27 protein-coding genes are annotated in these 26,627 nt (G+C 66.2%); 15 read left to right on the top strand and 12 right to left on the bottom strand.

Annotated features, from left to right (window positions below):
- The first annotated feature begins 60 nt into the window (after positions 1–60).
- Positions 61–696 carry a DUF4126 domain-containing protein gene (locus B0I00_RS12400; RefSeq protein WP_100867675.1) on the top strand — a complete coding sequence of 212 codons (636 nt, stop codon included), beginning with the start codon at positions 61–63 and terminating at the stop codon, positions 694–696.
- On the opposite strand, the gene B0I00_RS12395 is transcribed toward B0I00_RS12400, so the two are convergent.
- Positions 693–1,937, bottom strand: coding sequence for a polyhydroxyalkanoate depolymerase (locus B0I00_RS12395; RefSeq protein ID WP_198519229.1), 1,245 nt, complete (start codon positions 1,935–1,937; stop codon positions 693–695). The two genes, B0I00_RS12400 and B0I00_RS12395, sit on opposite strands and share 4 nt — an antisense overlap.
- Positions 1,938–2,095: 158 nt before the next feature.
- Here B0I00_RS12395 and B0I00_RS12390 point away from each other — a divergent pair, with 158 nt between their 5' ends.
- From B0I00_RS12390 to B0I00_RS12370, 5 genes are all read left to right on the top strand, one after another.
- Positions 2,096–3,928 carry an ABC transporter transmembrane domain-containing protein gene (locus tag B0I00_RS12390; protein WP_100867674.1) on the top strand — a complete coding sequence of 611 codons (1,833 nt, stop codon included), beginning with the start codon at positions 2,096–2,098 and terminating at the stop codon, positions 3,926–3,928.
- 72 nt (positions 3,929–4,000) lie between these two features.
- Complete coding sequence (locus B0I00_RS12385) at positions 4,001–6,115, top strand: M13 family metallopeptidase (protein ID WP_100867673.1); 2,115 nt, start codon at positions 4,001–4,003, stop codon at positions 6,113–6,115.
- A 46-nt stretch (positions 6,116–6,161) separates the two neighbouring features.
- The gene (locus B0I00_RS12380) at positions 6,162–6,791 is read left to right on the top strand and encodes a 2-hydroxychromene-2-carboxylate isomerase (protein WP_100867672.1); all 630 of its coding nucleotides are present in this window, start codon (positions 6,162–6,164) and stop codon (positions 6,789–6,791) included.
- A gap of 33 nt (positions 6,792–6,824) precedes the next feature.
- The gene (locus B0I00_RS12375) at positions 6,825–7,634 is read left to right on the top strand and encodes an undecaprenyl-diphosphate phosphatase (protein ID WP_100867671.1); all 810 of its coding nucleotides are present in this window, start codon (positions 6,825–6,827) and stop codon (positions 7,632–7,634) included.
- Between the two features lie 119 nt (positions 7,635–7,753).
- Positions 7,754–8,053, top strand: coding sequence for a hypothetical protein (locus B0I00_RS12370; RefSeq protein WP_100867670.1), 300 nt, complete (start codon positions 7,754–7,756; stop codon positions 8,051–8,053).
- Between the two features lie 71 nt (positions 8,054–8,124).
- Here B0I00_RS12370 and phhA read toward each other — a convergent pair whose 3' ends face one another.
- Positions 8,125–9,078: a phenylalanine 4-monooxygenase gene (phhA, locus tag B0I00_RS12365; RefSeq protein ID WP_100867669.1), complete on the bottom strand. Its 954-nt coding sequence runs from the start codon at positions 9,076–9,078 to the stop codon at positions 8,125–8,127.
- A gap of 108 nt (positions 9,079–9,186) precedes the next feature.
- Between phhA and ppk2 the strand changes: the two genes are divergently transcribed.
- The 6 genes from ppk2 to B0I00_RS12335 all read left to right on the top strand — a co-directional run bounded on the left by ppk2 (position 9,187) and on the right by B0I00_RS12335 (position 13,591).
- Positions 9,187–9,966 carry a polyphosphate kinase 2 gene (ppk2, locus tag B0I00_RS12360; protein ID WP_100867668.1) on the top strand — a complete coding sequence of 260 codons (780 nt, stop codon included), beginning with the start codon at positions 9,187–9,189 and terminating at the stop codon, positions 9,964–9,966.
- 127 nt (positions 9,967–10,093) lie between these two features.
- On the top strand, positions 10,094–10,261 hold the full coding sequence (gene rpmG / locus B0I00_RS12355; protein ID WP_013832249.1) for a 50S ribosomal protein L33: 168 nt from the start codon (positions 10,094–10,096) through the stop codon (positions 10,259–10,261).
- Between the two features lie 52 nt (positions 10,262–10,313).
- Positions 10,314–10,964 carry a LolA family protein gene (locus tag B0I00_RS12350; RefSeq protein WP_100867667.1) on the top strand — a complete coding sequence of 217 codons (651 nt, stop codon included), beginning with the start codon at positions 10,314–10,316 and terminating at the stop codon, positions 10,962–10,964.
- A 280-nt stretch (positions 10,965–11,244) separates the two neighbouring features.
- Complete coding sequence (locus B0I00_RS12345) at positions 11,245–12,036, top strand: exodeoxyribonuclease III (protein ID WP_100867666.1); 792 nt, start codon at positions 11,245–11,247, stop codon at positions 12,034–12,036.
- A complete protein-coding gene (ribA, locus tag B0I00_RS12340; RefSeq protein WP_100867665.1) occupies positions 12,033–13,088 on the top strand; it encodes a GTP cyclohydrolase II in 1,056 nt (351 codons plus the stop codon). The genes B0I00_RS12345 and ribA overlap by 4 nt, the downstream gene beginning before the upstream one ends.
- On the top strand, positions 13,088–13,591 hold the full coding sequence (locus tag B0I00_RS12335; protein WP_100867792.1) for a GNAT family N-acetyltransferase: 504 nt from the start codon (positions 13,088–13,090) through the stop codon (positions 13,589–13,591). The genes ribA and B0I00_RS12335 overlap by 1 nt, the downstream gene beginning before the upstream one ends.
- Here B0I00_RS12335 and B0I00_RS12330 read toward each other — a convergent pair.
- The 3 genes from B0I00_RS12330 to B0I00_RS12320 are packed head-to-tail and all read right to left on the bottom strand — an operon-like array spanning position 13,588 to position 15,715.
- Positions 13,588–14,529 (bottom strand): hypothetical protein, encoded by a 942-nt coding sequence (locus tag B0I00_RS12330; RefSeq protein ID WP_100867664.1) that lies wholly within the window; start codon positions 14,527–14,529, stop codon positions 13,588–13,590. The genes B0I00_RS12335 and B0I00_RS12330 overlap by 4 nt on opposite strands.
- 55 nt (positions 14,530–14,584) lie before the next feature.
- Positions 14,585–14,794, bottom strand: a complete 210-nt coding sequence (locus B0I00_RS12325; protein ID WP_100867663.1) for a toxin-antitoxin system HicB family antitoxin — start codon at positions 14,792–14,794, stop codon at positions 14,585–14,587.
- 9 nt (positions 14,795–14,803) lie between these two features.
- Positions 14,804–15,715 carry an SPFH domain-containing protein gene (locus B0I00_RS12320; RefSeq protein WP_100867662.1) on the bottom strand — a complete coding sequence of 304 codons (912 nt, stop codon included), beginning with the start codon at positions 15,713–15,715 and terminating at the stop codon, positions 14,804–14,806.
- 273 nt (positions 15,716–15,988) lie between these two features.
- On the opposite strand from B0I00_RS12320, the gene B0I00_RS12315 reads away from it, so the two are divergent.
- On the top strand, positions 15,989–16,168 hold the full coding sequence (locus B0I00_RS12315) for a YdcH family protein (RefSeq protein ID WP_100867661.1): 180 nt from the start codon (positions 15,989–15,991) through the stop codon (positions 16,166–16,168).
- Between the two features lie 72 nt (positions 16,169–16,240).
- Complete coding sequence (locus tag B0I00_RS12310; RefSeq protein WP_100867660.1) at positions 16,241–17,251, top strand: TerC family protein; 1,011 nt, start codon at positions 16,241–16,243, stop codon at positions 17,249–17,251.
- Here B0I00_RS12310 and recQ read toward each other — a convergent pair.
- Both recQ and B0I00_RS12300 read right to left on the bottom strand, forming a co-directional pair.
- Complete coding sequence (recQ, locus tag B0I00_RS12305; protein ID WP_100867659.1) at positions 17,248–19,032, bottom strand: DNA helicase RecQ; 1,785 nt, start codon at positions 19,030–19,032, stop codon at positions 17,248–17,250. The two genes, B0I00_RS12310 and recQ, sit on opposite strands and share 4 nt — an antisense overlap.
- A 31-nt stretch (positions 19,033–19,063) precedes the next feature.
- On the bottom strand, positions 19,064–20,254 hold the full coding sequence (locus B0I00_RS12300; protein WP_100867658.1) for a serine hydrolase domain-containing protein: 1,191 nt from the start codon (positions 20,252–20,254) through the stop codon (positions 19,064–19,066).
- A 12-nt stretch (positions 20,255–20,266) separates the two neighbouring features.
- On the opposite strand from B0I00_RS12300, the gene B0I00_RS12295 reads away from it, so the two are divergent.
- The gene (locus B0I00_RS12295; protein WP_100867657.1) at positions 20,267–20,494 is read left to right on the top strand and encodes an OST-HTH/LOTUS domain-containing protein; all 228 of its coding nucleotides are present in this window, start codon (positions 20,267–20,269) and stop codon (positions 20,492–20,494) included.
- Here B0I00_RS12295 and metH read toward each other — a convergent pair.
- The 5 genes from metH to B0I00_RS12270 are packed head-to-tail and all read right to left on the bottom strand — an operon-like array spanning position 20,491 to position 26,582.
- A complete protein-coding gene (gene metH, locus B0I00_RS12290) occupies positions 20,491–23,106 on the bottom strand; it encodes a methionine synthase (RefSeq protein ID WP_100867656.1) in 2,616 nt (871 codons plus the stop codon). The two genes, B0I00_RS12295 and metH, sit on opposite strands and share 4 nt — an antisense overlap.
- Positions 23,103–23,642, bottom strand: coding sequence for a GNAT family N-acetyltransferase (locus B0I00_RS12285; RefSeq protein ID WP_100867655.1), 540 nt, complete (start codon positions 23,640–23,642; stop codon positions 23,103–23,105). Before B0I00_RS12285 ends, metH begins: the two co-directional genes overlap by 4 nt.
- Positions 23,642–24,703, bottom strand: coding sequence for a homocysteine S-methyltransferase family protein (locus B0I00_RS12280; RefSeq protein ID WP_100867654.1), 1,062 nt, complete (start codon positions 24,701–24,703; stop codon positions 23,642–23,644). Before B0I00_RS12280 ends, B0I00_RS12285 begins: the two co-directional genes overlap by 1 nt.
- The gene (metF, locus tag B0I00_RS12275) at positions 24,700–25,605 is read right to left on the bottom strand and encodes a methylenetetrahydrofolate reductase (RefSeq protein WP_100867653.1); all 906 of its coding nucleotides are present in this window, start codon (positions 25,603–25,605) and stop codon (positions 24,700–24,702) included. Before metF ends, B0I00_RS12280 begins: the two co-directional genes overlap by 4 nt.
- Entirely contained in the window at positions 25,602–26,582 is a 981-nt protein-coding gene (locus B0I00_RS12270) for an ArsR/SmtB family transcription factor (RefSeq protein WP_100867652.1), read from the bottom strand. Before B0I00_RS12270 ends, metF begins: the two co-directional genes overlap by 4 nt.
- Positions 26,583–26,627: the final 45 nt, after the last annotated feature.

Raw genomic sequence — 26,627 nt, 5'->3', positions numbered from 1 at the left:
CGGCTTGCCAGAAAGGCGGCAAGGGCGCATCACCGGCCCCGAAGCAAGGGGACCGGGCGCATGATCGAACACCTTGGTATCGTGGAAATTCTGGGCCTTGCCGGCAGCGTCAGCCTGCTCGCCGGGTGGCGGCTTTACCTGTGCGTGCTGGCCACTGGTCTTGCCATGCATTTCGGCGTCCTGCCGCTGCCCGAACACCTCAAGGCCTTGCAGGTGCTGGCCAACCCGTGGGTCATGGGCGTGGCGGGGCTTGCCGCCTTCTTGGAGTTCTTCGCCGACAAGGTGATTTGGCTCGACACCGTGTGGGATACGATCCACACCGCGATCCGCCCGCTGGGCGGCGCACTGCTGACGCTGGCGGTGGTCGATCCGTCCGATCCCGCGACCCAGGCGATCGCCTTCATCCTGGGCGGTGGCGCCTCGCTTCTGGCCCACGGCGGCAAGGCCAGCGCGCGCGCCGTGGTCAACACCAGCCCCGAACCGTTCAGCAACATCGCCGTCTCGACGCTCGAGGACGTTGCGACGACCGGGCTGCTCTACCTTGCCTATACCAATCCGGTGACGGCGGGCATCGTCGCGCTGGTCCTGCTGGTCCTCGCGGTTGCGCTGATGGTTGTCGCCTGGCGGGTGTTGCGGCGGATCTTCCTGCGCGTGCAGCCGGAGCCGGTCGCGCCACTTCCGGCTGGTGGCCCCTAGGCGACGATCTTCAGTGCCGGCTTGTCGAAGCGGGCAATCCACTCTTCCAGAACCGGAGCGATGTTGTTGCGCCAGCGGCTGCCGTTGAAGATGCCGTAGTGGCCGACTTCGGGGGCGAGGAGATACTTCTTCTTCGATTCGCTGAGTCCCGTGGCCAGGTGCAGCGCCGCCCTGGTCTGGCCGATGCCGGAAATGTCGTCGCGCTCGCCCTCGACCGCAAGCAAGGCGGTATCGGAAATGTCGCCCAGGTCCACGCGCTTGCCGCGGTGGACGAAGGTGCCGTTGGGCAGCGAATGCTTCTGGAACACTTCTTCCACGGTCTGCAGATAGTAGGCAGCGTTGAGATCACAGACCGCGCGGTATTCGTCATAGAATGTCTTGGTCGCGTCCGCGCTTTCGCCGTCGCCTGCGACCAGATGCTTGAACATATGATAATGGCTGAGCATGTGATTGCCGAGGTTCATGCTCATGAAGCCAGCGAGCTGCATGAAGCCCGGATAGACTTCGCGGCCGGAGCCGGGGTACTGCAGCGGCACCTTGGCGATCACCGAATGGCGGAACCACTCGATCGGACGCTGCATGGCAAGGTCGTTGACCGTGGTCGGCGCTTCGCGCGTGTCGATCGGGCCGCCCATCATGGTCAGGGTCAGCGGGCGGCAGGGATGCTTGGCCTCGGCCATGATCGCCGCAGCGGCCAGCGTGGGAACCGACGGCTGGCAGACGGCCAGGGCGTGAGCACCCGGGCCGATGTGCTCGAAGAAGCCGATCAGGTAATCGATGTAGTCGTCGAGATCGAACTCGCCCTCGCTCATCGGAATCATGCGCGCGTCGGCCCAGTCGGTGATGTAGACCTCGCAGCGCTCGATCATCCGCGCGACCGTGCCGCGCAGCAGGGTGGCGAAGTGACCGCTCATCGGCGCGACGATCAGCAGGCGCGGCGCGTTGTCCGGCAGGCCCGAATGGGTGAAGCGCAGCAGATTGCCGAAGGGCCGGTGGACGACGATCGCTTCGGTGACCGGCCAGGTCTGGCCATCGACCGTGCAGGTCTGGATATCGAAGGCCGGCTTGCCATAATTGGCCGAGGCGTGGGCAAAGACCTCGAGCGCCGAGGCCATGACCGGGCTCAACGAGTTGTAGCCGAACGGCAGCGCCGGGTTGTTCAGCATCTCAGCCCCGATCGAGGCCCAGCTGCTGGCCGCGTTCATCCACGACCGGTTGAGTTCGTACATCGTGTAAAGCACGGGGATCGATTCCTTCCTGCGGGCCTTTGCGACCTTTATGAACGCACAGGGTGCGCCCGTTTTATTCATTGTGCAATGCAATATAATACGCCGCAGTGCACAAGGCTGTGGTCGAATGGCCCTTTCGCCCGGGCACGGCTGTGCTAGGGCGCAGCGCCATGAGTGCCCCGCCGCTGCCAGCCAGCCCCGCGCCGACCGTCGAAGAAGCTGCAACGCAGGCGGCCAAGCCCGCGCGCACGTTGGGGCCGCTGCGCATGATCTGGCGCGAAACGGCAAAGTATCCGCGCCAGGTCCTGTTCGCGGCGCTCGCCCTGCTCGTCACGGCCACGGCGACCATCGGAATACCCGCCAGCTTTCGCCTGATCATCGACCGCGGCTTTGCCGAAGGCGGCGACCTGACCGCGATCGGCCGCTGGTTCCGCTATCTGCTCCTGCTGGTGGTGGTGCTTGGCGCGGGTACGGCCAGCCGGTTCTATTTCGTGTCGTGGCTGGGCGAGCGCGTCGTCGCCGACATTCGCCTCAAGGTGCAGGAAAATCTCCTGCGGCTGTCGCCATCCTTCTTCGAGGAGAACAGCCCGAACGAGATTTCCTCGCGCATGACGGCGGATACCGCCCTGATCGAACAGGTGGTCGGCACCACGGTCTCGGTCGCGCTGCGCAACCTTATCATGGGGGCGATCGGCATCGCCTACCTGTTTTACCTCGCGCCCAAGCTGGCGGCCGGCCTGTTGATCGGAATCCCCGTCGTGGTCCTGCCGATCATGCTGTTCGGTCGGAGAGTGCGGACCATCTCGCGCTCGAGCCAGGATCGAGTTGCCGATATCGGCACGATCGTCGCCGAAACGCTCGGCGGGATGCGCGTGGTCCAGGCCTTCAACCAGGAACGGCGCGAGCTTGACCGCTTTGCAGGCGCGGTGGAGCGCACGTTCGAAACCGGCCGCCGCCGCATCCGCCTGCGCGCGATCATGACTGCGCTGGCGATCATGGCGATCTTCGGCTCGATCGTCTTCCTGGTCTGGGAAGGGGCGATCGGCGTGGCGCGGGGCACGGTCACCGGAGGGACGATTTTCGCCTTCGTCGTCACGGCCGGCATCGTTGCGGGAGCCTTCGGCGCGCTGACCGAGGTCTATGGCGATCTTCTGCGCGGGGCGGGGGCGGCCAGTCGCCTTGCCGAACTGCTCAACGAAAGGCCGGCCATCGCCGCGCCGGCGCGCCCGTTGGCCCTGCCCGAGCCGCCGCGCGGCAAGCTCGCCTTCGAACACGTCTCGTTCCGCTATCCGACGCGGCTCGACACGTCGGCCCTGGCCGATTTTTCGCTAAGCATCGAACCGGGCGAGACCGTTGCCATCGTCGGGCCGTCGGGCGCAGGCAAGTCGACCCTGTTCCAGCTCGCCGAGCGATTCTACGATCCTCAGGCCGGAACCATCAAGCTCGACGGGGTGCCGTTGTCCTCGGTCGATCCGGCCGCGATCCGCCGCCGCATCGCACTGGTCCCGCAAGAGGCGGTGTTGTTCGCCGCATCGGCCCGCGACAACCTGCGCTACGGCAACTGGGACGCGAGCGAGGAGCAGATCTGGGAGGCGGCCCGCGCCGCCAACGCCGAAACCTTTCTGCGTGCGCTCCCCGAAGGTCTCGACACGTTTCTTGGCGAAGGCGGTGCGCGGCTGTCGGGTGGCCAGCGCCAGCGCCTCGCCATCGCCCGCGCGGTGCTGCGCGAAGCCCCGATCCTTCTGCTCGACGAAGCGACCAGCGCGCTCGACGCGGAAAGCGAACGGCTGGTCCAGGACGCGCTCGACCGGCTGATGGCGAACCGTACCACGCTCGTCATCGCCCACCGCCTCGCCACCGTGCGCGCGGCCGACCGGATCGTGGTGATGGATCACGGCCGCATCGTGGAAACGGGCACGCACGATGCGCTGATCGCGCAGGGCGGCCTCTATGCGCGCCTTGCCAGCCTGCAATTCGACGAACGGTCCAGCCAGCCCCACTAGCGTCGTTGGAGCGACGCGCACCCGATAATAGACCGTCCTGACAATTTGGTCGCTCAATCAGGACATCACACCATGACGATCCGTGCCGCCGGCATCCTTGCCGCTACCGCGCTTGGCCTCGCGCTCGCCGCTCCCGCAACCGCCCAGACCGCCCAGGCGTCCGCACCGGTTCCTGCCGACTGGGGCTGGGGCATCCAGACCGCCAACATCGACAGCGCGGTCAAGCCGGGCGACGATTTCAACCACTTCGTCAACGGCAAGTGGCTGGCCACGGTCGAAATCCCGGCTGATCGAACCGAGACTGGCGGATTCATCGCGCTGCGCGACCTGTCCGAAGTGCGGATGAAGTCGATCATGGACGAACTGGTGGCCAACCCGCAGCCGGCAGGCTCGGCCGGCGCGCGCGTGGCGGCCGTCTACAGCGCTTTCATGAACACCGACGCGATCGAGGCGGCTGGTCTGACCCCGGCCTATCCGATGCTGACCCGGATCTACGGCGCCAGGACGCTCGACGACCTGACCGATCTGTTCATGGCCCCGGGCCTTGCTTCGCCGGTCAACCTGCACGTTCATGCCGACGGCAAGAACAGCGCCGTCAACGCACTCTACGCCAGCCAGGCGAGCCTTGGCCTCCCCGACCGAGACTATTACCTCGTCGATAACGAGCGGAACCGCACGATCACCGGCAAGTACAAGGATTACCTGACCTTCCTGGCCAAGGAACTGGGCTATGCCGATCCGGTCGCCACGGCCGAGGCCGTCTACGGCCTTGAAAAGCGCATGGCCGCGCAAAATTGGGACCGCGCGCTCGGCCGCAACCGCGACCTGACCTACAACAAGCTGACCGTGGCGGAATTCGCGGCGCTGGCTCCCGACGTGCCGCTGGCCGCCGCGCTTGGCCGCGCCGGTCTTGGCGCGGCTGGCGAGATCATCGTCGGCCAGCTTCCCCCGACCAGTGACGAACTGGCTGCGGCGAAATACACGCCCGAAATGGCGGCGAAGCTGGGCGGCGGCGTACCTGCGCTGGCCCGCATGATCGCCACCGAGCCGATGGCAACCTGGCAGGCCTGGCTGGCCGTGCGCTTCATCGCTTCAAAGGCGGCCGTGCTGCCCAAGCGGATCGACGATGCCAACTTCGCCTTTTACGGCACGACGCTGGGCGGCCAACCCGAACAGCGCCCCCGCTGGAAGCGCGCGATCGGCGCGGTCGAAGGGGCGGTCGGCGAACTGGCCGGGCAGGTCTATGCCGAACGGTTCTTCCCCGCGGCCAACAAGGCGGCGATGGACCGTCTGGTCGGCAACCTACGCACGGCCATGGCGGCAAATCTGGCCGACCTGAAGTGGATGGGGCCCGAAACCCGCGTCGCGGCAAAGGCCAAGCTTGATGCCTTCACCACCAAGATCGGCTATCCCGGCAAGTACAAGACCTACGACGGACTGATCGTGGGTAGCGACGCCTTCGCCAATGCGCTTGCCGCCGACAAGTGGCGCAGCGACGACAATTACGTCCGCATCGGCAAGCCGGTCGACCGCGACGAGTGGCTGATGTTCCCGCAAACGGTGAACGCCTATTATCTGTCGACGGCCAACGAAATTGCCTTCCCTGCCGCAATCCTTCAGCCGCCGTTCTTCAACATCAGCGCCGACGATGCCGTCAACTACGGCGCGATCGGCGGGGTTATCGGCCACGAGATCGGCCACGGCTTCGACGATCAGGGCGCGAAGTCCGATGGCCAAGGCAACCTGCGTGATTGGTGGACGCCCGCCGACAAGGCCAATTTCGAGAAGCTGACCGGCGCCCTGGTCGACCAGTACAACGCCTTCTGCCCGTTCGACGACGGCGAGACCTGCGTCAACGGACGGTTGACCCTAGGCGAAAACATCGGCGATCTGGGTGGCCTCAGCCTCGCCTACCGCGCCTACAAGCTGTCGCTGAACGGCAAGGAAGCGCCGGTGATCGACGGTTACACCGGCGACCAGCGGTTCTTCATGGGCTGGGCCCAGGCGTTCAAGAGCAAGAGCCGCGAGGCGGCCGCCCGCCAGCAGCTGCAGACCGATCCGCACTCACCCGACGAATACCGGGTCAACGGCGTCGTCCGCAACTTCGACGAATGGTATCGGGCGTTCAACATCCAGCCGGGTGACAAGCTTTACCTGCCGCCGGAAAAGCGCCTGCGCATCTGGTAAAGCCCATCGAAACAGGCATGATGCGCGGCAAAGGGGGAGATCGTCCATGACCCAGCCGCGCATCGAACTGTTCTTCGACGTCACCAGCCCCTGGACCTGGCTGGGGGTGCATAACCTGGTTCCCATGGCTGAGCGGCTGGGCGAGCCGATCGCCTGGCGGCCGATACTGGTGGGCGGCGTATTCAACGCGGCCAACCAGTCGGTCTATGCCGCGCGGGCCAACCCGGTTCCGGCCAAGGAAGCCTATTACGCCAAGGACCTCAAGGACTGGGCGCGGCTGGCCGGACTGACGATCCGGTTTCCCTCGCCCGACCACCCGGTCAACGCGGTGCTGGTCATGCGCTGCGCGGTGGCGCTGGAAGCGCGGGGCAAGGTCCAGCCCTTTGCCTTCGCCGCGTTCGACGCGCTGTGGGCACATTGGCGCGATCTGACCGATCCCGCCGTTCTGGCAGAATGCATCGTTGCGGCGGACGAGGATCCGGAAGCGATCCTCGCCGCTGCCGCCAGTCCCGAGGTCAAGGCGGCGCTGCGTGCCAACACCGAAGAACTGGTCGCGCGTGGCGGGTTTGGATCGCCGACGATCTTCGTCGACAGGACCGACATGTATTTTGGCAACGATCGCCTGCCACTGGTCGAAGCGGCTTTGTTGCGCGGCAGGGCGGATGCGGCGGCTTGACTTGTCGGGGCCAGTGCCGTTGAGCGGACGCCCATGGACCTGATCATCATCGCGATCCTCCTCGGCGTAGTCGAGGGCCTGACCGAATTCGTTCCCGTCTCTTCCACCGGGCACCTAATCCTCGCCTCCGAGCTTTTCGGCTACGACGCGGCGACCTGGGCGGTGTTCAACGTTGTGATCCAGCTCGGCGCGATCCTGGCCGTGGTGGTGCAATACTGGCGCACGTTCTGGGCGGTCGGCATGGGGCTTCTGCGGCTGGAACGGCTGAGCCTGGTCTTCGTGCGCAACATCCTGCTCGGCTTTCTTCCCTCCGCCGTGCTCGGCCTGATCTTCAAGGATCAGATCCGCGTCCTGCTGGGCAGTCCGCTGGTCGTCGCCTGGGCGTTGATCGGCGGCGGCATCGCGATCCTGGCGATCGAACGCTTCGCCAAACCCGGACCGGCCAGCGGCGTCGCACAATTGCCCATGCGCCAGGCGCTGGGCGTCGGGCTGTTCCAATGTGTGTCGATGATCCCCGGCGTCAGCCGGTCCGGTGCGACGATCATGGGGGCGCTGGCCATGGGAATCGAGCGGCGCACCGCCGCCGAGTTCAGTTTTTTCCTGGCCATCCCGACCATGATCGGCGCGACCAGCCTTGAACTGTGGGACAGCCGCCAGGCGCTGATGGCGGGCACCGGCCCGGTCGGCTGGAGCGAGATCGCGGTCGGTTTTGCCGTGTCCTTCGTCGTGGCGCTTGCGGTGATCAAGGCCTTCGTCGCCTATGTCAGCCGCGCGGGCTTCGCGCCCTTTGCCTGGTACCGCATCGTCGTCGGCATTCTGGCGCTTGTTTTCCTGACCCGCTGATCGACATCTGGGAACTTGTTCCCGCGTTATCGGTTGATGCCTTGTTGGCGAGGGTTTGCCCGCCGCCAATGCGTTCAACGCGCGCCCTATTCAGGTGGGCACCAACAAGGGATGATCACATGAAGTCTTTCTACAAGAGCGTGATGCTCGCTTCTACCGCCGCGATGGCTCTTGGCCTGACCGCTTGCGACAGCGGTTCGGAAAACGCCGACGAAGCCGCCGCCCAGGCCGTCCGCGAATCGGGTGAAGCCACCGAAGCAGCGATCAACGCGTCGGCAGCCGCGATGGATGCCTCGGGCGCAACGACCGAACAGGTTCAGGCTGTCGAGGCCAAGGGCGAAGCCGCTGCCGACGCAGCCGATGCCAAGGCCGACGCCATGGAAGACGCGGCCGACAAGAAGGACGCGAAGCCCGAATAAGACCTTGCGCGCCCCCAGAGGGCACCGAGGGGCCGGCGGTTGCAGCGACCGCCGGCCTTTTCGCATGCGGATCAGACCGGCTTTGCGCCCGATCCCCTGCCGCCGCGCAGGAAATACTCCAGCGTGCCCCGGTGCAATACGTCGTCGACGTCGATGACCGAGGTGTTGGCATAGGTGAAGCCGGGCGCCAGGCTGCGGTAAAGCCGGTCGAAGTCCCGGTCGACCGTCTGGTGGTAAAGGTCCTCGAAGCTTTCGATGACGAAATAGGTCGGCTGCAGATCGTCGATGACATAGTCGGTCCGCATGACGCGATCGACGTTGAGCATGATCCGGTTGGGGCTTTCGGCTTCAAGGCAGAACCGCGCCTCGGTCGGGCCGGACAGGATGCCCGCGCCATAGGCGCGCAGGTCCTTCGCCGGATCGGGCCCTTCCAGAATCAGGCCGAATTCGACCGTATACCAGTAAAGCGCGCCCAGCGCCTTGAGCCGGTTGTAGCGCATCGCCTTCCACCCGGCGCGCCCGTACTCCTGCATATAGTCGGCATAGGTCGGATCGGCGAGCATCGGCACGTGACCGAACACGTCGTGGAACACGTCGGGTTCCTGGATGTAGTCGAACGTCTCGCGCGTGCGGATGAAATTGCCGGCGGGAAAGCGGCGGTTGGCCAGATGCCAGAAGAACACGTGGTCGGGGATGAGCATCGGCACCGGCACTACGCTCCACCCTGTCAATGCGCCCAGTTCGCGCGACAGTCGGGCAAATTCGGGCACGCCGCCGCGGCCGAGGCCCAGCTTCTGCGTGCCGGCCAGGAAAGCGCTGGCGGCGCGGCCGGGCAACAGGTCCATCTGGCGGGCGTAAAGATCGTTCCAGATCGCGTCCTCGTCGCCCGAATAGATGTGTTGCTCCGGTTCGATCCAGTCCTCGCCGATATGGGCCGGGCGTTGCAGCGGGGCGGTGAATACCGTGGGATCACCGGCGGGCAAGCGTGAGAAGTCAGGCGGGGAAATGATCGAGGTCGGCGACATGGTTGCAAGTGTAACTTTTTCAGCACGGGACAGCAACGGCGATCCACGCCGGTTGCGCATCGCCGCGCACTGGCGCAGTCTGGCCTCGATGAAAGGACCGGCCTGGCGATGAAGATCCTGAAGCGAAAGGCGTTCGAAGAGCTTTACGCCCCGATGGAGGAAGAGCTGGTCGCCATGGCGCGGTGGGTCGCCAAGACCGGCGCGCGCGTGGTCGTCCTGATGGAGGGGCGCGACACGGCGGGCAAGGGCGGGGCGATCGACGCGATCCGGGGCCCGCTAAACCCTCGCCAGTGCCGCGTCGTCGCCCTGCCCAAGCCGACCGAACGCGAGAAGTCTCAGTGGTATTTCCAGCGCTATATCGAACACCTTCCCGCTGCGGGCGAGATCGCGCTGTTCGACCGCAGCTGGTACAACCGCGCTGGCGTTGAAAAGGTCATGGGCTATGCCACCGAGGACCAGGTGACCGCCTTCCTCACCCAGGTCCCGCGGTTCGAGGACCTGCTCGTCGCCGACGGAATCCTGCTGTTCAAGTACTGGCTGGCGACCGACCAGGACCAGCAGGAGAAACGCTTTGCGGAACGGCTTGAGGACCCGCTCAAGCGGTGGAAGCTGTCTCCGATCGATCTTGCCGCGCGCACCAAGTACGATGGCTATACCAAGGCGCGTGAGGCCATGTTGCGCGCCACGCACACCGACACGGCGCCGTGGACACTCGTCGATTTCAACGATCAGCGGCGCGGTCGGCTGACCCTGATTCGCAACTTCCTCGACCGGCTGCCCGATACATTCGTGGCGCCCGAAGACCTCGTTCTCGAGCCACTCGGCCACGATCCCCTGGACGAGGTCTATGGCGTGCTGCAACCGCTTGCGCCCTTCAAGCCCGATTGAACGGCACAGTGCCTTGACTTTTGAGGTGCGCTGACGCATTGGCGCGACCTTCCGGGGCGGCACCTGTGTGCCGCTTCAGCAGTTTTACGGGGCCACCGCGCCCGAATCGAGAGTTCAGGAACACGCCATGGCGAAGCCCGCAACCGTCAAGATCCGGCTGGTCTCCACCGCCGACACCGGCTTCTTCTACGTCACGAAGAAGAACCCGCGCAACACGACCGAGAAGATGAGCTTCCGCAAGTACGACCCCGTCGCGCGCAAGCACGTCGAGTTCAAGGAAGCCAAGATCAAGTAAGGAACCTTCGGGTTCATTCAGAGTTCAAGCCCCGTTCCTTAACGGAGTTGGCATGAACAGCTTGATTTCCAAAGTTCGCCTTGTTGCAGGTGCCGCCGTTTCGGCGGCGCTTGTCGTTTCCGCCCCGCTGACTGTCGCGGCCCCGGCCGCGGCGCAATCGTCGGGCGATCTGGCCCAGGCGGTATCCGCCCTGCGCGGCATATCCACGCTGCGCGCCAATTTCGTGCAGACCGATCGCAACGGCAAGCGCCTTGGCGGCGTGCTGACCCTTAAGCGCCCCGGCAAGATCCGCTTCCAGTACGAAAAGGGCGTGCCGATCCTGGTCGTGTCGGACGGGTCGGCGCTGACCTTCGTCGACTATTCGGTGCGCCAGGTGCAGCGCTGGCCGATCCGGAACAGCCCGCTGGGCGCGCTGCTCGACCCCAATCGCGACGTCATGAAGTATGGCAAGCTGGTGCCCGTCGGCAATCCGAACGTGGTCGGCATCGAAGTGCGGGACAAGAGCCACCCCGAATACGGCGTCATCACGATGATGTTCGTTCGCAAGGCATCGGCGCCGGCCGGGCTCGAACTGTCGAGCTGGGCTTCGCTCGACTCGCAGAACAACCGCACCGTCATCAACCTCAGTGGCCACCAGTACGGCGCGGCGGTCCCTGACAACACGTTCAGGTACAACGATCCGCGCGGTGCCGCTCGTCGATGAAGGTGAACGGCTTGTCGTGGAGCGTGCGCGGGAAGCGACAAACTGCGACAATTCTGCCGATTCTGTTCATGGCGCAGCAAGCCGAAAAGGCCTAGAACGGTTCTCGACGGCGCGGCCTGAGGCGGGTTTCCCCCCTGTTGCCCGCACCTCCAGTGAGGGCGCACCGTCAAAGCGTGACGAACGCACAAACGAACCCCTGCTCCAATGCCCCCGGAGCAGGGGTTTTCTTTTGCGTATTGCCGGTCTTGCCGCTCATAGGCTTGGCACCTAAAGCCGGGCCATGGTTTCGATCGCTACCTGGAACATCAATTCAGTCCGCCTCCGCGCCGATCAGGTCGCGCGTTTCCTGACGCAGGAGGAGCCGGACGTGCTGTGCCTGCAGGAGATCAAGACCGAAGAGAAACACTTCCCTCACCAGGTCTTCGAGGACCTGGGCTATACCCACCGTGCGGTGCACGGACAAAAGGGCTATCACGGCGTCGCGACGGTCAGCCGCCTTCCCTTTCGCGAACTCGACCGGCACGACTGGCAGGCCAACGGCGAGGCGCGCCACGTCGGGGTCGAACTGCTCGGCGCAGCGCAAGGCATGGTGATCGAGAACGTCTACATTCCCGCCGGCGGCGATATCCCTGACCGGGAGCAGAACGCCAAGTTCGGGCAGAAGCTCGATTTCCTCGAACGCATGGCCTTCTGGGCCGACAGGCTCGACCGGCCGACGCTGATCACCGGTGATTTCAACATCGCCCCGCTCGATTGCGATGTCTACGACCACAAGGCGCTGATCAAGGTCGTGAGCCACACGCCCATCGAGATCGCCGCGCTGGACAGGTTCCGCAACGCCCACGGATTCGAGGATCTGGGACGCAAGCATATCCCTGCGCCCGAGCGAAACTATTCTTGGTGGTCGTACCGCACCTACTGGCAGGACAAGGACCGGGGGCGCCGGCTCGACCACATGTGGGCTTCGCCCGATCTGGCCGCCCAGTCGCGCAGCCACCGCTTCGTCGAGGAGACGCGCCGGTGGGACCAGCCGAGCGATCACATTCCGCTGGTGACGGAGTTCGATCTGTGACCAGCCCGGCGCGGCGGGTGGCGCTGGCGCTCGACGCGCTGCGCCACGGCTGGCCGATTGCACTTGCCGGCGGGGCGGTCTTGCTGCCCGCCGAAACCGGCTTTGCCACAGGCGCGACGAGCCGCACCATGCTGATCAGCGCAGCGCGCGCCGCCACCCTGAAGCTCGCCAACCAGCGCGAAGCGGCCGAGCCCCACGCCCCCGTCCTGATCCGCGCGGCCGAGCCGTTCGACCTTGCCGCCGCGCGAACGCTGTCCGATCCGGCGCTGGACCTGGCCTATCCCTTGAAAGGGCCGTTCCTTGCCGAACATCTCGTCTGGCCGGACGCCGCCGCCGCGGCCATGGACCTGGCGCGGCTGGCAGGCATCCTGCCGGCTTTCCTTGTCGATCCCGACGACGCGGGCGAGGCGCAGGCCGTCTCCGCCGCCGATCTTGCCGCCTGGAAGGACACTGCCGCGCTGACCATTGCGGCGCGGGCAAGGTTGCCTGTTGCAGCGGCCGAGGAGGCCGAGATCGTCGCTTTCCGTTCCGCCGACGACCTGCGCGAACACGTTGCGCTCGTCATCGGCGAACGTTCGGGCGATCGGCCCCCACTCGTCCGGCTCCACTCCGAATGCCTGACCGGCGATATCCTCGGCAGTCTCAAGTGCGATTGCGGGCCGCAGCTCGATGCCGCGCTTGCGGCCATGGCGGCCGAAGCGGGCGAGGGAGGCTGGGGCGTGCTGCTCTACCTTCGGCAGGAAGGGCGGGGCATCGGTCTCATCAACAAGCTGCGCGCCTACCAGTTGCAGGACCAGGGCTTCGACACGGTCGATGCCAACAACCGCCTCGGCCTGCCGACCGAGGCGCGCGACTTTCCGGTAGCGGCGCGAATGCTCGAGCTTCTCGGCATCGGCGCGATCCGGCTGATGACAAACAATCCGGCGAAGGTCGATGCACTGGCCACTGCCGGCGTCACCGTCGCCGAACGTGTGCCCCACCAGTTGCCGCCCAATCCGCACAACGCCCGCTATCTCGACACCAAGCGTGACCGGACCGGGCACCTGCTATGATGGCGGGCCTTGTCATCCGGCCCGAAGGCGCGGCTGACCGCGCCGCCATCCATGCCCTGACCCAGCGCGCTTTCGCCGCCCAGCCCCGCGCCGATGGCGACGAGCAGGATCTGGTCGACCGCCTGCGCGATCGCGGCGAGCTGATCCTGTCCCTGGTTGCCGAACTGCCGGGCAAGGGCGTGATCGGCCACATCGGTTTCAGTCCGGTGATGATCGATGGCGCGGATCGCGGCTGGGTCCAATTGGCGCCGGTATCCGTCGATCCGCCGCTGCACCGACAGGGCGTGGGATCGGCCCTGATAGAGGCCGGCGTTGCCAGGCTGCGCCAAAGCGGCGCACGCGGTATCGGTGTGGTCGGAGATCCGGCATACTATGAGAGGTTCGGTTTCACTGTCGTGCCGGGGCTCGGCCCTGATGGGCCGGAGGCGGCCTATTTTCGCGCGAAGGTGCTGGACGACCCTGCACCGTGCGGCTTGGTCCGTTACGCCTCCGCGTTCGGCTAGCGCTTCTCGTAGCGCGTCAGCCTGGGGCTCAATGTGTTGCTCCCGATCTTTCGAACCTCGCCCGTCCAATCGGCGACAAACACGCTTGGCCAGGTGACGCCCGGCGCAAAGCGCGCCTCGTTGGCTTCGATCACCAGGCCCGCGCTGTCGTGCTGGCGACCTTCGGGCGCGACGGTGATGAAGGCCGAATGGTTCTCCTTGTTCGGTCCCTGGACGAACCAGTTGCCGGCGATCCGGCCGCTTGCTCCGTTCGGCAAGTCGATCATGTAGTTGGTCGCGCGCCCGGCGCTGTCGTCGAAGCTCGATCCCGTCACGGTGATGCGGGCAGCGCGGCTCTTGAGGTAATGCCCGCCGCGGCCCGCCTCGAACCGCGTGCGGGTCACGCTGACCGATCCGTAGTCGCCGACATAGACCGAATGCGCACAGCCGCCCGGACCCTCGCAAGTGCCGAGGCGGGAGAAGGTCGATTTGTCGATGGTCAGCGTTCCGGTAGTGTCGTTGCCGGCCAGGATGCCCTGCTGGCTGTCGCGGAACCACGCCTGCCGCACCGCAAGGCCGCCCTTTTCCAGCCGGATGCCGGCTCCGTTGAAATCGGGCACCTTGATGTTGGCGAAGACGAGCCCTTCGACCCGGGCCGAACGTCCACGCAGCACCAGCGCGGCCTTGCCCTCGCAGGCCTTGCCGTCGAACACGGCCCGGCCCGGCACCTCTGCGACATAGGCGATGCTGCCCTGTGTCTGCACGGCGCATTCGGCATGGCGCCCGCTGGCGACGCGGATCGTGCCAGATCCGCCACCTATCGCATTGACCGCGTCCTGCAGGCGGGCATAGCCGCGGCCGGTTTCGCCGTGAAGGAAGGGCGCGGCCTGTTGCGCGTGGAGCGCAGGGGTGGCGGCAAGGGTCGCAAAGATGGCGGCGGCGCGGATGGCGTTTCTCATGGGCCTGATCTAGCAGGGCACCCCTGAATGCGCGAAACGCTTTGTCGGGCCTTCATCATTCGCTGCCGGCATCCCGCGCGGGACGCCCGCGCTTGACTGGCCTGGGCGGAGCGACCTTGAGCCCGCGCCGGGACAAGGCTTCGCGCAGCAGGACCTCGACCTGGGCGTTGATCGACCGCAAGTCGCCCGCCGCCGACCGTTCCAGCGCGTCGAACAGCGCCGGATCGAGCCGGAGCGGGAACGCCTTGCGGGGCGGCTGCGCCATGGCTGGTGCCTACTGGTACAGCGTGCCGGCATTGACGACCGGCTGCGTATCGCGTTCGCCGCACAGCACGACCATCAGGTTCGACACCATTGCGGCGCGCCGTTCGTCGTCGAGGTGGACGACGTCCTTCTCGGACAACAGCTCGAGCGCCATCTCGACCATGCCGACCGCGCCTTCGACCAGGGTCTTGCGCGCGGCGACCACGGCTTCGGCCTGCTGGCGGCGGAGCATGGCTCCGGCAATTTCCTGCGCGTAGGCGAGGTGGGTAAAGCCGCATTCGTCGACCGTGATCCCCGCCATTCGCAGCCGCTCGATCAGTTCCTTGCGCAGTTCCGAGCCGACTTCCTGGTGGTTGCCGCGCAGGGTGACCTCGGAATGGGCGAAGTCGTCGTAGGGGTAGCGTGATCCGATGGTCCGCACAGCCGCTTCGATCTGGACCACGACGAAGGCCTTGTAATCGTCGACGTCGTAGAGCGCCTGGGCCGTGTCGACCACGCGCCAGACCACCTGGGCTGCCATTTCGATCGGGTTCCCGCGCAGGTCGTTGACCTTGATCCGTTCGGACACGAGATTGTTGGCCCGGACCGAAATCTTGGCCTTGCCCATCCACGGCCAGACCCATCGCAGACCGGTGGTGCGATCCGTGCCGCGGTAGGATCCGAACAGGGTGATGGCGGCGGCCTGGTTCGGCTGGATCATGTAGAAGCCGCTGGCCAGGATGATGAGGGCGAGGATGCACAGGCCGGTCGAAACGAGAAAACCGAACACCTGGCTGTCATCGGGATTGCTGCCGGCGAAAGCGATGATCCGCCAGACCGTCAGCGCGAACACGACGAGCAAGGCGACAAAAATCAGGTAACCGCTTGTACTCCACGCCCGGCGCTCGGCGCTCTGGATGATCGGTGCATGCGAATCGGACATATCAGTTCCCCTTAAATCTGATATCAAATTAATATCAGGCACGCTGAAACGGTCAAGCGGGGTTGAAACTTTCCGCGCCGATACGCATTATAGGTCTCGCGGGACCGGGCCCCTCTGGCGCGGCGTTTGCCCAACACGGGGAACGCAGCGTGATGTCGGACCGCATCGGATGTTGCCGATGCTAGGGTCCGGGTGCTGTTCCCCCCTCCTTGAGCATACGAGGCCCTGCTCGGCGCATCCGATCGTATTAACCTACGATAGGGAGCATAGCCCATGTCAGACCGCCTGTTCCGCCTGATGGAACGACACCAGAAACTCGACGAGGCGCTGCACCGCCTGCAATCGCGCCGCTTCGCCGACCCGTTCGAGATCGCCCGGCTGAAGAAGCTGAAGCTGGCGATCAAGGATCGGCTGGTGCGCTTCGGCGCGCGCCACGCGCCGGTTCGCGGCTGATCGGTCTGCACCCGGTGCCTCCGCAGCAGGAGGTGCCGGGTGCCTTTTTTGCACGCAAGATAGGGGCAACCAATGGAATTCCTGTTCGCCGACTGGCTCGGCACGCCGCTCTGGTTCTGGCTTTCGTTCGCCGGCATCGTCCTGGCACTGACCGCGTTCGACCTTGGCGTCCTCCACAAGGAGGACCGCGAGATGGGCATCGGCGAATCGCTGAAGCTCACCGCCTTCTACATCACCGTGGCCATGGCCTTTGGCGCCTGGGTCTGGGCGACCAAGGGCGCCGACCTCGGCATGAAATACTACACCGGCTTCTTCATCGAAAAGGCGCTGTCGATCGACAACGTCTTCGTGATCAGCCTGATCTTCACCTTCTTCGCCATTCCGCCGAAGTACCAGTACCGTGCGCTCCTCTGGGGCATTCTTGCGGTGATCGTGCTGCGCGGGGCGATGATTGCCGCGGGCGCGGCGCTGGTCGAGCAGGCCTACTGGGTGCTCTACATCTTTGCCGCGTTCCTGGTGTTCACCGGCATCAAGATGTTCTTTGCCGGCGATCATGACCCCGACATCGCGAAGAACCCGGTGGTGCGCTGGATTTCCACGCACATGCGCGTGACAAAGGATCTGCACGCCCAGCACTTCTTCGTGAAGGTGCCGGACGACAAGACCGGCAAGATGGTGCGGGCTGCGACACCGCTGTTCCTGGCGCTGGTCGTGATCAACCTGGCCGACCTTGTCTTCGCGGTCGATTCGGTGCCGGCAATCTTCGCGATCACCACCGACACCTTCATCGTCTATACCAGCAACATCATGGCGATCCTCGGCCTGCGCGCGCTGTACTTCGCGCTGTCGGCAATGATCCACCGCTTCTACTATCTCAAGTACGCGCTGGCCGCCGTGCTGGTGTTCATCGGCTCGAAGATCTTCGTGTCGGATTTCATCCTTGGCGGCGACAAGTTCCCGCCGGTGTTGAGCCTTGCCGTCACCTTCGCCCTGATCGCCGCGGGCGTGGTCTACTCGCTGTGGAAGACCCGCCACGGCGAAGACGCCGCGCCGCAGCTGCCGCACGACGAAATCCGGCCCTAGTATTGCCGGATAATGCCCAGGAACGCCTCGCCGTGGGCCTCGAGCTTGCGGGTGCCGACCCCGCCGATCTCTCCCAGCGCGGAGAGCGAGGCGGGGCGGCGGGCAGCCATTTCGCGCAGCGTCGCGTCGTGGAAGATGACATAGGGCGGTACGCCGGCTTCGGTTGCCAGATCGCGGCGAAGGGCTCGCAAGGCATCGAACAGCGGATCGCCGACCGGGTTGATCGTATCGCTGCGCCCGCGCCGCGCGCCGCGGCCGCCGCGCTCGCGCTTGGGCGAAAGGGCTAGGCGCACCGCCGCCTCGCCTTTCAGCATCGCTCGCGCCTCACCGCCCAGGGCAAGGCCGCCGTGTTCGGTCGGAACCAGCGCGCCGCGCGCTTGCAGAGCACGGACCAACGGGCGCAGCAGCGGCGCCTCGTCGGATGGAACGATGCCGAACACGCTCAGCCGGTCGTGCCCGCGCTGGGTCACGCGCTCGTCAGCCGTGCCGGTCAGCACCTTCTCGACGTAACCGAAGCCGAAGCTCTGCCCGGTGCGGTAAACGGCGGAAAGCACCTTCTGCGCCAGTTCGCTCGCGTCGATCACGCCCGGTGCGTAGAGGCAGTTGTCGCAGTTGCCGCAGGTGGCGGGCGGGTCCTCGCCGAAATGACGCAGCAAGACCGCGCGGCGGCATTCGCCGGTTTCGACCAGCGCGGCAAGCGCATCGAGCCGCGCCCGCTCGCCCGCCTGGCGGTGCTCCTCGACCTCGGACAGACGCAGCCGCGCGCGGGCAAAGTCCTCCGCTCCCCACAGCATCAAGGCCAGAGCCGGATCGCCATCGCGCCCGGCGCGGCCGGTTTCCTGATAATAGCCCTCGATCGACTTGGGGATCCCGGCGTGGGCGACGAAGCGCACGTCGGGCTTGTCGATGCCCATGCCGAAGGCGACGGTCGCGACCATCACCATGTCTTCCGATGCCACGAAGGCCGCCTGGTTGGCCGCACGAACCGCCGGATCAAGTCCGGCGTGATAGGGCAGCACGCGCCGCCCGCCGGCACCTGTCAGCTTCTCGGCCAGTTCCTCGACCTTGCGGCGGGTCGGGGCATAGACGATGCCGGGTCCAGGCTGTTCGGCCAGCAGCGCGCGCAGTTGCTGCACCCCGCCATCGCGAGGGCGGATGGCATAGCGGATGTTCGGCCGGTCGAACCCGGCAACGATCAAGCCATCCCCGGGAATGCCGAGCTGGGTAAGGATATCGCTGCGGGTGTGGGCATCGGCGGTAGCAGTCAGAGCAAGACGCGGCACGGCCGGAAACGCATCCATCAGCGGGCGCAGCAGGCGATAGTCGGGGCGGAAGTCGTGGCCCCATTCGGATACGCAGTGCGCCTCGTCGATGGCGAAGAGGCTGATCCGCCCGCGGCTGAGAAGCTCGCGGAAATGCGGCTGGCTCGCTCGTTCGGGCGCGACGTAGAGCAGGTCGAGCGCACCACCGCGGAAGGCGTCGATAGCCGCCTCGCGGTTCTCGTCACTGTCAGCGCTGGTCAGGCTCGCGGCGCGGATGCCGTTGGCCGCCGCGCTGCGCAGCTGATCGTGCATCAGCGCGATCAGCGGGCTGATCACCACGCAGGTGCCGTCCATCACCACGGCGGGAAGCTGATAGGTCAGGCTCTTGCCTGCGCCGGTCGGCATCACCGCCAGCGTTGAATGTCCGGCCAGCACCCGGCCCACGACCCGATCCTGCACCCCGCGAAAGGCGCTGAAACCGAAGGTTGCGTGTAGCTGGTCGAGAAGGTCGGGCGGCATGGCTGCTCTCGCGCCTAGCCTCTCGCGCCGGTCAGGGAAAGGCAGCGTCCCGCATCCTGTCCACAACCCGTTCCTCGGCGGCGGTAAAGGTGCTGCGGAGACCCGGATCCTTTTCTGGCACCGCCGCGGTGAAGAAGGCCAGCCCCTTGCCGCTTACCGGGTCCCACCACAGGCCCGACTTGAGGCCATAGGCGTCGCCCGCGTGGCCAATGCGGACCTGGTGCGGGCCGAAGAGGTTGTCGCGGCACCCGCGCCCGTCGTTGCCAATGCGGTGCAGCGCCAGCGCATAGGAGCAGAAGAAGCCGCCGGCCTGCCCGTCTTCGTCGAGGCCGTTCGCCCCGTCCAGCGTCCACAAAGGCTGCTCGAGCCGGGCCATCGCCTTTGCCGAAAGGAAGCCCTTGCCGCCGCGGCCCAGCACCTGCCCGATCCTGGCGAGGTCGCGCGTCGATATGCGCAGGCCCCCCTGCGGTGAAAACAGAGCGCCGTTGTGACCCAGGACATAGCTGCCAAGATCGCAGGCACCGCCCGTGCCGCTGACGACAAGACAGTGCGGCCGCTTGCCGCCGAGGTCATCGCGCGCAACCGAGCCATCCGCCCGGTAGAGCACGACCGCCTTGCGCACCTTTTCGTCCGAACAGCCCTCGCCCCAGTTGAAGCAGGCGTCGATGCGCAGCGGCCTGAACACAAGGCGCGCCATCAACCGGTCGAAGCGTTCGCCGCCCGCGCGCTCCATCGCGCTGGCAATGACCGGGAAGTTGAGATTGGTGTATCGGAACCAATCGCTTCCCGGCGGGTGCTGCGCGTCCCACACCCGCGGATCGGCCAGCCGCTCGCGCAGGGTCGTGCCGAGCGGGATGATGTAAAGGTCATCACCGTCGAGCAGGCTCGAACGATGCGAGAGAAGCATGTTGAGAGTGATCACGCGCTTGGGAAACGCCGGATTGCGCAGCCGCCATCCGAGATAGTCCGATACGTCGCGGTCCAGATCGAGTTGCCCCCGATCGACCAGGCGCATCACGCCCAGCGCAGTCACCAGCTTGGAAATCGAGGCAATGCGCACCGGGTCGTCGGCGCTGACCGGGCGGCCGGTCGCGCGGTCCGCTTCGCCCTCGGCAAGCACGGGGCGGATGGACTGCCGGTCGAATGCGACGGCGACCGTGGCAGGCGGCGAGGCGAAGGCGGGGGCAGCTAGCGTTAACGCGATCAAAGCAAACAGGCGCATAGAAGTCGGGGGGTGCAATTTGCCCAGCTTTGGGTCAAGCTTTTGCGGCATTGGCCCCAACCAGCAAGGACACCATTAATCAAGCGGCAGGCCCCGATCGATCCCCGCAACTATGGGGCCAGGACGTTTACGGAATTGATGACTGCAACCGGATTGTTTGACCTCGTGAAGTTGACCGACGGCCGGATCTTCGTCGCCGACAAGCGCAACAAGGATCGCGCCGCCAAACCGTCCGCCTAGTCGAGGTTCGGCCGGACCCAGCGTTCCGCGACCGCTTCCTCGATCCCCCGCCGCGCCGCATAGTCGGCCAGTTGATCGCGGCCGATCCGTGCCACGCCGAAGTATTCGCTTTGCGGATGGGCGAAGTAGAACCCAGAAACCGCTGCCGTCGGAAGCATGGCGAAGCTTTCGGTCAGTTGCAGCCCGGCGTTCGCGCCCGCATCCAGCAGGTCGAACAGGATCGGCTTGAGGCTGTGGTCGGGACAGGCCGGATAGCCTGGCGCCGGACGGATGCCGCGGTATTCTTCCTTGATCAGCGCCTCGTTGGTCAGTTGCTCGCCCGGCGCATACCCCCACAGCGTGGTGCGGACGTGCTGGTGCAGCCGCTCGGCAAAGGCTTCGGCAAAGCGGTCGGCCAGCGCCTTGAGGAGAATGTCGGAATAGTCGTCGTGGCTGGCGCGGAACCGTTCGAGGTGCGGTTCGATCCCGTGGATCCCCACAGCGAACCCGCCGATCCAGTCGCCATCGGGGTCGATGAAGTCGGCGAGGCAATAGTTCGCCCGGTCGCGGCTCTTGCGGATCTGCTGGCGCAGGAAAGGCAGGCGGATTGGCGGCACGTTGCCTTCGATGTGGAGCAGGACATCGTCCTCCTCGCGCGCGCAGGGCCAGAAACCGGCGACACCCCTGGCTGTCAGCCACTTTTCGGTGACGATCCGGTCGAGCATGGCCCGTGCGTCGGCGTAAAGCGCGCGGGCGCTTTCACCGACGATCGCGTCGTCGAGGATCGCCGGATAGACGCCCGCCAGTTCCCAGGCGCGGAAGAACGGCGTCCAGTCGAAGCAATCGACCAGGTCCTTGAGATCCCAGTGGTCGAACACGTGCACGCCGGGCTGCTCGGGCGGCATCGGCTTGTCGCTGAAATCGGCCTTGAAGGCATTGGCGCGTGCATCGGCGAGGCTCAGGAGGATCGACGGATCCTTGCCGGCGCGCACGTCACGCACGTGCTGGTAATCGGCGGCAGTACTTGCCACGAACGGATCGCGCTGGGTGTCGGACAAGAGCTGGCTGGCGACGCCGACGGCGCGGCTGGCGTCGAGCACGTGGATCACCGGGCCATCATAGGCCGGGTCGATCCGCAGCGCGGTGTGGACCTTGCTGGTGGTCGCCCCGCCGATCAGCAGCGGGATGGTGTGCCCGTCGCGCTGCATTTCCTCGGCGACGGTGACCATTTCGTCGAGGCTGGGGGTGATCAGTCCCGACAGGCCGATGATGTCGGCGCTTTCGGCGCGCGCGGTTTCGAGGATCTTCGACCACGGCACCATGACGCCAAGATCGATCACTTCGTAGCCGTTGCACTGCAGGACCACGCCGACGATGTTCTTGCCGATGTCGTGGACGTCGCCCTTGACCGTGGCCATGACGATCCGGCCCTTGGCCTTGGCGCCTTCATCCTTTTCCGCCTCGATGAACGGAATCAGGTGGGCGACCGCCTTCTTCATCACGCGAGCCGACTTGACCACCTGGGGGAGGAACATCTTGCCGCTGCCGAACAGGTCGCCGACCGTGTTCATGCCCTCCATCAGCGGGCCTTCGATTACCTCGATCGGGCGGCCGCCCCGGGCGAAGATCGCCTGGCGGGCCAGTTCGGTGTCATCGACGATATGCGCGTCGATGCCCTTGACCAGGGCGTGCTCGATCCGGCGGACAACGTCCCAACCGCGCCATTCCTCGGCCTCCTTCTGGGCCTTCGCGTCGGTCCCCTTGAAGCCCTCGGCCAGCGTGATCAGGCGGTCGGTCGCGTCGGGATCGCGGTTGAGGATGACGTCCTCGCAGGCGGTGCGCAACGCGGGATCGATCGTGTCGTAGACGTCGAGCTGCCCTGCGTTGACGATAGCCATGTCGAGCCCGGCCGGAATCGCGTGATAGAGGAACACCGAGTGCATCGCCCGGCGCACCGGCTCGTTGCCCCGGAACGAGAACGACAGGTTCGACAGCCCACCGCTGAAGTGGACGTGCGGGCAGCGCAGGCGGATCTCGCGCACCGCCTCGATGAAGTCGACCGCGTAGCTGTTGTGCTCCTCGATCCCGGTTGCGACGGCAAAGACGTTGGGGTCGAAGATGATGTCCTCGGGCGGAAAGCCGATCCCGGCCAGAAGCTTGTATGCGCGCTCGCAGATCTCGACCTTGCGTTCCCTGGTGTCGGCCTGCCCCTTTTCGTCGAAGGCCATGACGACCACGGCGGCGCCGTAATCCATGCACTTGCGGGCCTGGGCAAGGAAAGCGTCCTCGCCTTCCTTCATGCTGATCGAATTGACGATCGGCTTGCCCGACACGCACTTGAGCCCGGCTTCGATCACGTCCCATTTGGAACTGTCGATCATCACCGGCACGCGGGCGATGTCGGGTTCGGCGGCGATCAGCTTGAGGAAGGTGGTCATCGCCAGTTCGGCGTCGAGCAGCCCCTCGTCCATGTTGACGTCGATCACCTGCGCGCCGTTCTCGACCTGCTGACGCGCGACTTCGACCGCCCTGGCATAGTCGCCGGACAGGATCAGCTTCTTGAAGGCGGCGCTGCCGGTAACGTTGGTGCGTTCGCCGACGTTGACGAAGCGGGCGGAAGACGGGGTGGTCATGTCAGGCTTTCAGGTAGCGGCCGGGCGTAGATGTAATCGTCGAAAGTGGTAGTGCCGACTGTGAAGGTGCGGGTCCCGGCAATCGCGAAGCCGTGCTTGCGGTAGAAGCCCTGCGCCTTTTCATTGTCGCGGTTGACGCCAAGGGTCAGCCGGGCATGCCCTGCGCCGGCATCGACCACGGACTTGAGCAGCGCTGCGGCAAGACCGGTGCCCTGGCAGCGGTCGAGCACGTAGATCCGCTTCAGCTCGATGTCGCCGGGCTGCGCGTCGGGCAGGGTGGAGGCGACCAGCATGGCAAAGCCGATAGGTGCGCGGGTTCCTTCGGCCTCGGCGATCCAGATGCGACCGCCCGCATCCAGGGTCGCGCGCATCGCGTCGGCGCTGTTCTGGGTACGCGCGTGGGCCAGCATATCCGCACCTTCGACCAGCCCGGCATAGGCCTCGAGGAAGGTCGCCTGGGCAATCATGGCCAGCGCCTCGGCATCGGCGGCCGTGGCCGGACGGATCGTCCAGGCAAGAGGCGAATGGATGCCCATCAGGCGGCCATGACGAAGGGTTCGAGCCCGGCGAGCCGGGTGACGACCGGAACGTGGGGCAGGGCGCGCGGAGGCAGACCCTGGACTGCCTGGGCCATGGCGGCAATGTGCGCCGGGGTCGATCCGCAGCAACCACCGAGCACGTTCACCTGCCCGCTGCGCGCCCATTCGGCGACAAGTCCCGCCGTGGTATCCGGCAATTCGTCGTACTGCCCCAGCTCGTTGGGCAGGCCGGCGTTGGGATAGACCATGATCAGCGCGTCGGCGACGTCCGACAGGGCGCGCACATGTGGGCGCAGCTGCTGCGCGCCGAAGCTGCAGTTCAGTCCGATGGTCAGCGGCCGGGCGTGGCGCACGGCGTTCCAGAAGGCTTCGACGGTGTGGCCCGACAGGTTGCGGCCCGACAGGTCGGTCAGCGTCATCGACAGCATCAGCGGCACCTCGCGGCCTAGCGCCTGCTCAACCTCGCGCACAGCCATGATCGCGGCCTTGCAGTTCAGGGTGTCGAACACGGTTTCGACCAGGATGAAGTCGGCCCCGCCCTCGACCAGTGCCTCGGCCTGCTCGCGATAGACCGCGACCAGTTCGTCCCAGTCGATCTCGCGAAAGCCCGGATCGTTGACGTCGGGGCTCAGGGACAGGGTCTTGTTGGTCGGGCCGATCGCGCCGGCGACAAAGCGGGGGCGGCCGTCCTTCGCGGTGAATTCATCCGCCACGCGCCGGGCCAGCTTCGCGCTCTCGACGTTGATCGCACGCACCAGGTGTTCGGCAGCGTAGTCGGCCTGGCTGATCCGGTTGGCGGAAAAGGTGTTGGTCTCTGCGATGTCGGCGCCCGCCTCGAAATAGGCGCGGTGGATCGTTTCGGGCACGTCGGGGCGCGTCAGCGCCAGGATGTCGTTGTTGCCCTTCTGGTCCCGCGCCAGGCCCAGCGTGCCCGCGTAGTCGGCCTCGCTCAGCTTGCGGTTCTGGATCTCGGTGCCGAAAGCGCCGTCGGTGATCAGGATGCGCTTCTTCGCTTCGGCCAGGAAAGCCGCGCGGGCTGCACTTGGGGTCAGGGTCATTGCGGGCGCACTCCCAGAAGGTGGCAGATGGCGTAACTCAATTCGGCGCGGTTGAGGGTGTAGAAATGAAACTCGCGCACCCCGCCGGCATAGAGCCGGCGGCACATCTCGGCCGCCACCGTCGCCGCCACGAGCTGGCGCGCGGGGGGGTGGTCGTCGAGCCCCTCGAACAGGCCGGCCAGCCAGTCGGGCACGGCGGTGCCGGTCATCCCGCTCATCCGCTGGATCGCGGCAAAATTGGTCACCGGCATGATGCCCGGGACGATCTCCGCCGTGATGCCAGCGGCTGCGGCGGCGTCGCGAAAGCGGAAAAAGGTGTCCGGTTCGAAAAAGAACTGGGTGATCGCTCGGTCGGCGCCGGCGTCGATCTTGCGCTTCAGGTTGTCGAGGTCGGCCGCAGCGCTGGCGGCTTCGGGATGGGTCTCGGGATAGGCGCCGACCGAGATCTCGAACGGGGCCACCGCCTTGAGGCCAGCCACCAGATCGGCCGCGCTGGCATAACCGTCGGCGCGTGCCTCGAACCGGGTGCCAGCGACCGGCGGATCGCCCCGCAGCGCGACGATGTGGCGCACCCCGATGTCCCAATAGCCGCGGGCGACCTCCTCGATCTCGGCGCGGCTGGCGTCGACACAGGTGAGGTGCGCGGCGGCCGGAATGGCGGTTTCGCGCACGATCCGTTCGACGGTCGCGTGGGTGCGCTCGCGCGTCGATCCGCCGGCGCCATAAGTGACCGAGACGAAGCGCGGGGCCAGCGGTGACAGGGTGCCGATCGCGTCCCACAGCGTTTCGGCCATCTTCTCGGTCTTGGGCGGGAAGAATTCGAACGAGACGCCGACATCGCCTTCAAGGCCCGCAAACAGCGGGGAGGCGGCGGCGCGGCGGGCTTCGCTGAGCGAGTTCATGCTTGGATTGTCTTTCGGGTGGCGACCGGCGCGGCGCGGCGCGCGGTCCAGATCTTGACGGTCAGGGGCTTGCCGGGAAGGGCGACCGGCTGGGCGGGCGCGAAGCCGGCGGACGACAGCAGGGCAAGCATCTGCTCGTCGCTAAAGCCGAGGCGCGCATGGGCGTGCTTTTCGCGCAACTCCTCGCGGTCGTGGGCGGCAAAGTCGACCACGGCGACCATGCCGCCGGGCCGGGCCACCCGCGCTGCTTCGGCCAGGACCGCTTCAGGCGCCTGGGCATAGTGCAGGACCTGGTGGAACAACACCGTGTCGAAGCTCTGGTCCGCAAAGGGCAGGGCGGTGAAATCCCCCTGGACCAGCGAGACGTTGTCCGAAGGCAGGTGCTGCAACCGGGCGCGGGCAATGCGCAGCATTTCCGGGCTCTTGTCGAAGGCGGTGACGTGGTTGCTCGACGGCGCGAACAGTTCTGCCATGCGACCCGTGCCCGTCCCCACGTCGAGCAGCGTGCCAAGCGATTCCCGGCCCAGCGCTCTCGCCAGGGCGGCTTCGACCGGCCCGTCGGGGCTGTGCAGCCCGCGCAGGGTATCCCATTCTGCCGCGTGGCGGGCAAAGTAGGTTTCTGCGCTGGTTTCGCGCGCGGCGCGGATCGCGGCGAGATGGCGGCGATCCTCGGCGCAGCGGGCGGCAAAGGTCGCGTCGTCGGCCTCAGCCACGTCGAGCAGGCGGGCGGCGGCCGCGCCGAGCGGCGGCGCGCGGCTGGGGCCAATGGCGCTTCGCAGGAACACCCAGCTGCCTTCCTTGCGCCGTTCGGCGAGGCCCGCATCACACAGGATGCGGATGTGGCGCGAGACGCGCGGCTGGCTTTGCCCCAGCACCTGCGCCAGTTCGCCCACCGCGAGCTCCATCGTCGACAGCAGGCGCATGATCCGCAGCCGGGTGCTGTCCGCCAGAGCGCGCAAGGTGGGGTCGATCTTCATTGCGCAGCATCATATAAAGAAATCTTTATATCTATTCAACTGTCT

The sequence above is a fragment of the Novosphingobium kunmingense genome (assembly GCF_002813245.1).
Taxonomy (GTDB): Bacteria; Pseudomonadota; Alphaproteobacteria; order Sphingomonadales; family Sphingomonadaceae; genus Novosphingobium; species Novosphingobium kunmingense.
Note: the sequence above shows the minus strand (reverse complement) of the source record. Positions and strands in the feature narration are given on the sequence as shown.

Coding starts and splice junctions, on each gene's coding strand:
- B0I00_RS12335 (WP_100867792.1), top strand. CDS start 13,088: ATGGCGGGCCTTGTCATCCGGCCCGAAGGCGCGGCTGACCGCGCCGCC.
- ppk2 (WP_100867668.1), top strand. CDS start 9,187: ATGAAGATCCTGAAGCGAAAGGCGTTCGAAGAGCTTTACGCCCCGATG.
- metF (WP_100867653.1), bottom strand. CDS start 25,605: ATGAACTCGCTCAGCGAAGCCCGCCGCGCCGCCGCCTCCCCGCTGTTT.
- rpmG (WP_013832249.1), top strand. CDS start 10,094: ATGGCGAAGCCCGCAACCGTCAAGATCCGGCTGGTCTCCACCGCCGAC.
- B0I00_RS12370 (WP_100867670.1), top strand. CDS start 7,754: ATGAAGTCTTTCTACAAGAGCGTGATGCTCGCTTCTACCGCCGCGATG.
- B0I00_RS12280 (WP_100867654.1), bottom strand. CDS start 24,703: ATGACCCTGACCCCAAGTGCAGCCCGCGCGGCTTTCCTGGCCGAAGCG.
- B0I00_RS12310 (WP_100867660.1), top strand. CDS start 16,241: ATGGAATTCCTGTTCGCCGACTGGCTCGGCACGCCGCTCTGGTTCTGG.
- B0I00_RS12390 (WP_100867674.1), top strand. CDS start 2,096: ATGAGTGCCCCGCCGCTGCCAGCCAGCCCCGCGCCGACCGTCGAAGAA.
- B0I00_RS12345 (WP_100867666.1), top strand. CDS start 11,245: ATGGTTTCGATCGCTACCTGGAACATCAATTCAGTCCGCCTCCGCGCC.
- B0I00_RS12380 (WP_100867672.1), top strand. CDS start 6,162: ATGACCCAGCCGCGCATCGAACTGTTCTTCGACGTCACCAGCCCCTGG.
- metH (WP_100867656.1), bottom strand. CDS start 23,106: ATGACCACCCCGTCTTCCGCCCGCTTCGTCAACGTCGGCGAACGCACC.
- B0I00_RS12325 (WP_100867663.1), bottom strand. CDS start 14,794: ATGGCGCAGCCGCCCCGCAAGGCGTTCCCGCTCCGGCTCGATCCGGCG.
- B0I00_RS12330 (WP_100867664.1), bottom strand. CDS start 14,529: ATGAGAAACGCCATCCGCGCCGCCGCCATCTTTGCGACCCTTGCCGCC.
- B0I00_RS12375 (WP_100867671.1), top strand. CDS start 6,825: ATGGACCTGATCATCATCGCGATCCTCCTCGGCGTAGTCGAGGGCCTG.
- B0I00_RS12315 (WP_100867661.1), top strand. CDS start 15,989: ATGTCAGACCGCCTGTTCCGCCTGATGGAACGACACCAGAAACTCGAC.
- B0I00_RS12320 (WP_100867662.1), bottom strand. CDS start 15,715: ATGTCCGATTCGCATGCACCGATCATCCAGAGCGCCGAGCGCCGGGCG.
- phhA (WP_100867669.1), bottom strand. CDS start 9,078: ATGTCGCCGACCTCGATCATTTCCCCGCCTGACTTCTCACGCTTGCCC.
- recQ (WP_100867659.1), bottom strand. CDS start 19,032: ATGCCGCCCGACCTTCTCGACCAGCTACACGCAACCTTCGGTTTCAGC.
- B0I00_RS12270 (WP_100867652.1), bottom strand. CDS start 26,582: ATGAAGATCGACCCCACCTTGCGCGCTCTGGCGGACAGCACCCGGCTG.
- B0I00_RS12385 (WP_100867673.1), top strand. CDS start 4,001: ATGACGATCCGTGCCGCCGGCATCCTTGCCGCTACCGCGCTTGGCCTC.
- B0I00_RS12285 (WP_100867655.1), bottom strand. CDS start 23,642: ATGGGCATCCATTCGCCTCTTGCCTGGACGATCCGTCCGGCCACGGCC.
- B0I00_RS12400 (WP_100867675.1), top strand. CDS start 61: ATGATCGAACACCTTGGTATCGTGGAAATTCTGGGCCTTGCCGGCAGC.
- B0I00_RS12300 (WP_100867658.1), bottom strand. CDS start 20,254: ATGCGCCTGTTTGCTTTGATCGCGTTAACGCTAGCTGCCCCCGCCTTC.
- B0I00_RS12350 (WP_100867667.1), top strand. CDS start 10,314: ATGAACAGCTTGATTTCCAAAGTTCGCCTTGTTGCAGGTGCCGCCGTT.